The organism is Rhizobium sp. BK529 (assembly GCF_014194105.1).
Taxonomy (GTDB): domain Bacteria; phylum Pseudomonadota; class Alphaproteobacteria; order Rhizobiales; family Rhizobiaceae; genus Rhizobium.
In genome coordinates this window covers 576805-582804 of sequence record NZ_JACIAU010000003.1, presented here as the reverse complement: position 1 = coordinate 582804, position 6000 = coordinate 576805, and the positions used below count along the sequence as shown (strand labels likewise).

The 6000-nt window shown below is 57.0% G+C and carries 6 protein-coding genes; 3 read left to right on the top strand and 3 right to left on the bottom strand.

The window, feature by feature from the left end; genetic code table 11:
- The coding region (locus FHX08_RS22725) for a Hint domain-containing protein (RefSeq protein WP_184327650.1) at positions 1 to 492 on the top strand (492 nt) is incomplete at its 5' end.
- Positions 493 to 541: 49 nt separating this feature from the next.
- Here the strand turns inward: FHX08_RS22725 and FHX08_RS22720 are convergent.
- The 3 genes from FHX08_RS22720 to FHX08_RS22710 all read right to left on the bottom strand — a co-directional run bounded on the left by FHX08_RS22720 (position 542) and on the right by FHX08_RS22710 (position 2559).
- Positions 542 to 1288: an SDR family NAD(P)-dependent oxidoreductase gene (locus tag FHX08_RS22720; RefSeq protein ID WP_132656829.1), complete on the bottom strand. Its 747-nt coding sequence runs from the start codon at positions 1286 to 1288 to the stop codon at positions 542 to 544.
- Positions 1289 to 1472: 184 nt separating this feature from the next.
- Positions 1473 to 1859, bottom strand: a complete 387-nt coding sequence (locus FHX08_RS22715) for a response regulator transcription factor (protein WP_132656828.1) — start codon at positions 1857 to 1859, stop codon at positions 1473 to 1475.
- A gap of 52 nt (positions 1860 to 1911) precedes the next feature.
- Positions 1912 to 2559: a response regulator transcription factor gene (locus FHX08_RS22710; RefSeq protein ID WP_165911949.1), complete on the bottom strand. Its 648-nt coding sequence runs from the start codon at positions 2557 to 2559 to the stop codon at positions 1912 to 1914.
- Positions 2560 to 3005: 446 nt separating this feature from the next.
- Here FHX08_RS22710 and FHX08_RS22705 point away from each other — a divergent pair, with 446 nt between their 5' ends.
- Together FHX08_RS22705 and FHX08_RS22700 are read left to right on the top strand one after the other, a co-directional pair.
- Positions 3006 to 3656 (top strand): response regulator transcription factor, encoded by a 651-nt coding sequence (locus FHX08_RS22705; RefSeq protein ID WP_132656827.1) that lies wholly within the window; start codon positions 3006 to 3008, stop codon positions 3654 to 3656.
- Between the two features lie 59 nt (positions 3657 to 3715).
- Positions 3716 to 5989 carry a PAS domain-containing protein gene (locus tag FHX08_RS22700; protein WP_132656826.1) on the top strand — a complete coding sequence of 758 codons (2274 nt, stop codon included), beginning with the start codon at positions 3716 to 3718 and terminating at the stop codon, positions 5987 to 5989.
- Positions 5990 to 6000: the final 11 nt, after the last annotated feature.

Sequence of the window (6000 nt, the reverse complement as noted above, 5' to 3'; positions counted from 1 at the left end):
AGTGGCACGCGCTGGCATAAGGACGTCGTGCCGATCCGGGTTTCCCGCCACGCGCTGGATGGTCGCACCCCACATTCCGATCTCTACCTGTCGCCTGGCCATGCGCTGTTTCTGGACGGCGTTTTGATCCGCGTGAAGGAGCTCGTGAACGGCACGACTATCGCACCGGTCATCCCGGACGACGGCATGTCGATCGAGTACTATGCCATCATGCTTGATACGCATGAAGTCATCCTTGCCGAAGGTGCTGCAGCCGAAACCTTCCATCTAAAGGATAGCAATCACGAGAACTTTGCGAATTTTGCCGAGTACAAGCGTCTCTATGGCGAAGAACGCACCGCGATGACGTCCTATGCGCCAGTGCTGGGAGGCGGCTGGATGCATTTCAAAGCGCTTCTCCTACTCGGCGTTTCACCACTGGTGCCGATGCGCGATCCGCTCGGGGATGCCTGTGAGAAGATCAACGCACGAGCCAAAGAGCTCTCGCTCTGACAAGCTGCGCGACTGCCCGGAAGCCACTGAAGTCTTCCGGGCTTCCGGCTCAAGCAACGCACATGCCACCATCGACATGAAGCTCAATTCCGTTAACGAAAGTACCCGCTGAAGCGAGGAAAAGCGCGGCTTTGGCCAGCTCTTCGGGACGTCCGAGACGTCCTGCGGGTATCAGATCCGCCATCTGCTGCTCGAATTGCGGACGGTTGCTTTCGCTGACGCCGAGCTTTCCCAGGATTTCGGTCTCGACAGGACCGGGGCTCAGGATATTCACGCGGATCCTGCGCGATTTGAATTCGATCGCCCAGTTTCGGGCAAATGCGGCAAGCGCAGCCTTGGTGCCGGCATAAACCGTGTGGTTGGGCAAAACCTTCGTTCCGGCCAGTGAACTCGTGACGATGATATTTCCGCCGTCGCGGATATGCGGGGCAATCGTCTGGACGCCGAAGAAGACGCCGCGCGTATTGACTGCAAAATGCTGGTCGTATTCCGCTTCGCTAACGGTCTCAGAAGCGGCAAGATTGATGATGCCGGCGTTCGCCATATAGACATCGATCGCACCAAAGCGCTCTGTGACATCCGCCGCCAGGCGGCGATGGAAGTCGATACTGGCGACATCACCGCACATTCCGACCGCGCCATGACCAATCTCTCGAACCGCTTCGTCGACGACATCCTGCCGGCGTCCGGTGATGACAACCCTCGCCCCTTCCTCCACGAAAAGACGCGCCGTCGCTTTCCCTATTCCGCTATTGCCACCTGTTATGATGGCCACCTTGTCCTTTAAACTTGGCATCTGAAGTCTCCTTGTTGATGCGCAGGAGATAAACAGTTGCATCTGCTTTCATTAGCAGGGTTTCAGGACAAGGAACTTTGCCTGGAACAGACAAATGGCCGGAGATGACGCGGCTGACCGTGAGCCAAGCTCGGCTTCACCTGTCGATAAAGTGGAACGGACCGCACACGCGTAACAAAGACGGCTAATCTCCGCGATAATCGCTGATCGCGCGCTCCAGCCATGACATGAGCAAATCAGCATTGACTGGTTTCCTTAGAAAGGTGATCGCGCCCGCCTGAAAGACGGCTGCTTCAATGTCCTTGTCCCCATGCGCAGTCATGATGATGACTGGCGGGTGAGATGGCATCTTGCTCAATGCCTGGAGCATCTCGACCCCCGACATTCCCGGCATTCTGACGTCAGCAAGAATGCAATCGACGTTCGAATAGCCTTTTTCGTTGAGGAACGCCTCGGCAGAGTCATAGAGATCGCTCTCATAGCCAGCCGCTTCGAGCAGATCCTTCAGGGATTCTCTGAGATAGCGATGGTCATCGATGACAGCGACGGTCTTATTAGGGAAACTTGCCATTGCGTCAGCACAATTCTTCTTTTTTCGGGCAATGAGCTAGGCGCCACGCAGGTTACTGATACAGTCTAAGATCCGGTTTTAACATGTCAAATTTGCGGACAAGCTCTGCAACCGAGCGCGCTTGCATCTTTTTCATCATTCGCCCGCGATGCAGTTTCACCATGATTTCGCTGATCTGCATCTCATGCGCAATCTGCTTGTTCATCAGCCCGGCCGCCACATAGCCTAGAACCTCACGCTCCCGCGGGGTAAGCTTGGCTTCACAATTTTCCAGTTGGGTACGTGCAGCCGCCTCTTTCCGGTTCTCTGCATCCCGCCTGATCGCCTCGCCAACCGCGGCGATCACGGCGCTGCCGGCGAATGGCTTGACCAGAAAGTCGGTTGCTCCTGCCTTCATCGCCTTGACTGTCAGGGGAACACTTCCGTGACCCGACATGAAGATAATGGGCATGGTGTTTCCGGCAGCGGCGAGCTGATCCTGGAAATCCAGCCCGCTGATGCCCGGCATCCGCACGTCTAGGAGAATACAGCCCGCCTGCCCCATATCGCAGCGCTCCAGGAAGTCCGAGGCGCTCTCGAATGCGATGGCCTTTATCGCGACCGACTCGAAAAGGTCCACCAGCGAACTTCTGACGGCCCCTTCGTCGTCGACGATACAGACAACAGGCTCGTCCCGCATGCTGACTTGATTAATCGTCATGGCTTTTCGCGCCTCCAAACGACGGCTTTGTATCCTCTTTGAAGAGTTTCCCGTGAGCCAAGATCCCACGCCGATCCTAACACGCGAGATCCCTCACAAAAATACGCCAGGGGTATAGGTTGGGGGACAAAGTGCCGGCAGATCCGGTCGAATTTCATTGTAATCGCAAATAGGTAATGCCGGCGATTTCAACTGCTGCGTCAGCCCCGTATGTCTGCAAAGACCGCTGTAAGGCACACGTCCAGCACACCATCGTACACCGTGTCGGCACCTCAGGACTCCTCTCTCCTATAAGTAGAACTTAAATAAGCAATAAATCAGAGGTGTTAAAAACTCCTTCTGTCCTATATATTTGGTTTAGTCGTCCCCTTCTTCAATTTTCTCTTCCGTGACTGTATCTTCATGCGGTTCCAGCAGCACTTCCGCTGGCAGTTGGAGGATCATGCATGGGGGCGACCACCTCCAAAGGGTCGAAAGGTCCGGTCGCGATCTTGGTTGATGACGATGCGACGGTTTGTGCGGCTCTGGAGAACCTGCTGAATTCGGTTGGCATCGATGCGATGACCTTTTTATCGGGCCATGAATTTCTCGACACAAAGCTGCCCGACCGCCCGAGCTGCGTCGTGCTGGATGTCCGTATGCCCGGCATCAGCGGCCTGGACCTGCAGCATCACCTGACCCGCAACGGCGTCACAACGCCCGTCCTTTTTCTGACCGGTCACGGCGATATCGCAATGAGCGTGCAGGCGATGAAAGCTGGCGCGCAGGATTTCCTGACCAAACCCGTACGGGACCAGACCTTTCTCGATGCCGTGTCCAAGGCCATCGCGACCGATGTCAGCCGCCGGAACGCATTGTCTGCAGCCGATAGATACGTTTCCCTGTTTGAAACCCTCACCACCCGTGAGCGCCAAGTTCTGAAGCTGGTCGTCGCCGGAGAGGTCAACAAACAGATAGCCTTCTCCCTTGGGATCAGTGAATTTACGGTGAAGCTTCACCGTAGCAATATGATGAAGAAAATGCAAGTTAGTTCGGTGGCGCAGCTTTTCAACGTCTGGCAGGCGCTGCCTTCGCATGTTCGGACGAGCGACGACTGAATTTATGCCTAGCGTCAGGTCGCAGAAAAACTAACGACGGAAAAGTAAAGAGGACTTCCATGCAGTTGACATCGTCAAAAGAACGGATCGTCACGGCCATGGCTATTGGCGGCAGCGGCATTCTGCTGGCAGGGCTTTTCGCGGACCCTTCCGGCATTCTCGTCGCAATGGTCGCCATCTGGCTCTATACCAGTTGGCGCGCAGGCTTGGCCGTTCTGCTCATCGGCTGCCTGCTGACCGCCGCTGTCATCCTCTCCCCCGCCAATTTCGGCCATGACGAACCGGCCCGGGTCGTCATGTTCACCGGCTCGGCCACCGCTCTCTGGTTTTTCATCAACATCTTCAAGCCGCAGAGCCTTTTCGACCGCGTTTACAAGAATATTCAGCCCAATATCGAAGATATTCCCGGATTTGGCTGGTCAGCCTATCCAGATGGCCGCCTGCGCTTCCTGAATCCGAAAGCGCTCGATTTTATCGGCGTGAGCGCCGAGGAAATGAGCAGGATCGCCAAACTCGACAATCATTCATGGTGGAGCCTTTTTGTGCATCCCGACGATGTCGAGGGTTGTATGCAACGATGGGAACACAGCCTCAAGACAGGCGAGCCGATCTTCGAAGAGCAACGAGTGCGACGTGCCGATGGAACCTATCGCTGGCTTCGCGATTCCGCCATCGCCTCGCGCGACGAAAACGGTCGTATCACGGCCTGGTTTGCGACGTCTGTCGACATTGACGATCAGCGAAAGGCGGAAGCTGCCTTGCGCGAAAGCCAGCGGCAACTGCAGCAGATGATCGACACCGTACCGGCTCTCATCTGGTGCGCCAACCCGGCCGGCGAGACGTCTTATATCAACAAGCCTCTCATGGACTGGACCGGAATCTCGCTCGAAGGCAATCATTCCGCAGAAAGGTTCGCGACTGCAATCGTCGAAGCCATCCATCCCGAAGACCGGGTGTTGTTTCAGGAGAGCCTTTCGCAGGCTTTCGAAACGGGCAAACGCTTCGCCCTGAAATATCGGCAGCGGCGCTTCGATGGCGCTTATCGCTGGATCGACGGCAAGGCCGAGCCGCTTCGTGATGCCGACGGACAGATCATTCAGTGGTATGGCGTCTGCCTGGACATTCATGACGAGATGGAAGCGCACGAAGCAGCGCGGGAGCGCGAAGCGGAACTGCGCCTGATCGTCGATACGGTGCCTTCGCTGATCTGGCTCATGACGCCAGAGGGCCTCCCCTGCTATTTCAACAAGCGCTTCTCCGAATGGGCGGGGCTCGACGAAGGCGATATTCATTCGAAGACGCCGGACCAGGTGGCCGCCCGGGAGGACCTGGTCCACCCCGACGACCGCGCCGCAGTGACCGAGGCATTCAGGAACGCCATTGCGAGCGGCCAGTCGATCAACCACAAAGGCCGGCTTCGCCATAAGGACGGTCAATACCGCTGGATGGATTCGCGCGTAGAACCTCTGCGCGACGAAAACGGCAAAATCATCCGCTGGTATGGTGTCAATCTCGATATCGATGAAGAGGTTCGCGCTCAGGAGGCTCTGCGCCAATCCGATGAGAGACTGGCAAGGGCTCTACGTGCTGCCAGCCTGTCTGAACTTTCCGTCTCGATCGCGCATGAACTCAACCAGCCGCTGCAGGCGGTCGTTGCCAACGCGAATGCGTTCCGCCGTTGGCTGAGTGCCGATCCGCCGAACCTCGAACGTGCAATGCGTTCCGCCGACTGGATCGTGCGCGATGCCGACGCGGCTGCGGACGTGGTCAGCCGCATCAGGGCGCTCTTCGGCAAGACCGCCTATCCACGAACGGCAGTCGATCTGAACGGTCTCATTGGCGATGCCTGCGAGCTGCTTGCCGACAAGCTCGCCTCCAACAAGGTGAAGCTCGATATCAATCTCGCCCCTTATCTGCCGGAGACCAGCGCGGATCATGTGCAGCTTGAGCAAGTGATGCTCAATCTCATCCGCAATGGTATCGAAGCGATGCATGATACGGAGCCAAGGATTCGAACGCTGAAAATCGAATCCAGGCTGCGAGACGATGATACGGTTGAGGTGGAAGTGAGCGACCGTGGGGACGGCATCAGCGATCCGGAGAGGATTTTCGAGGCGTTTTATACGACGAAGCAAGATGGAATGGGCATGGGTCTTGCGATCTGCCGTTCCATCATCGAATCCCACGGAGGGCGTCTCTGGGCGGAAAACGGCGTGCGCGGTGGCGCGTCCATCACGTTCAGCCTGCCGATCCGCGAGGCTCAGGCAAAGCCCGCGCCCCTGGAAATCCATATCAGACCTGCCGTCAGGGAGCTCGAAGCTCTTTCGGCATGACTGGCTGTGCC

What these genes read in the sequence shown, in the direction of transcription:
- FHX08_RS22720 (WP_132656829.1), bottom strand. Translation starts at nt 1,288, where the DNA reads ATGCCAAGTTTAAAGGACAAGGTGGCCATCATAACAGGTGGCAATAGC.
- FHX08_RS22715 (WP_132656828.1), bottom strand. Translation starts at nt 1,859, where the DNA reads ATGGCAAGTTTCCCTAATAAGACCGTCGCTGTCATCGATGACCATCGC.
- FHX08_RS22710 (WP_165911949.1), bottom strand. Translation starts at nt 2,559, where the DNA reads ATGACGATTAATCAAGTCAGCATGCGGGACGAGCCTGTTGTCTGTATC.
- FHX08_RS22705 (WP_132656827.1), top strand. Translation starts at nt 3,006, where the DNA reads ATGGGGGCGACCACCTCCAAAGGGTCGAAAGGTCCGGTCGCGATCTTG.
- FHX08_RS22700 (WP_132656826.1), top strand. Translation starts at nt 3,716, where the DNA reads ATGCAGTTGACATCGTCAAAAGAACGGATCGTCACGGCCATGGCTATT.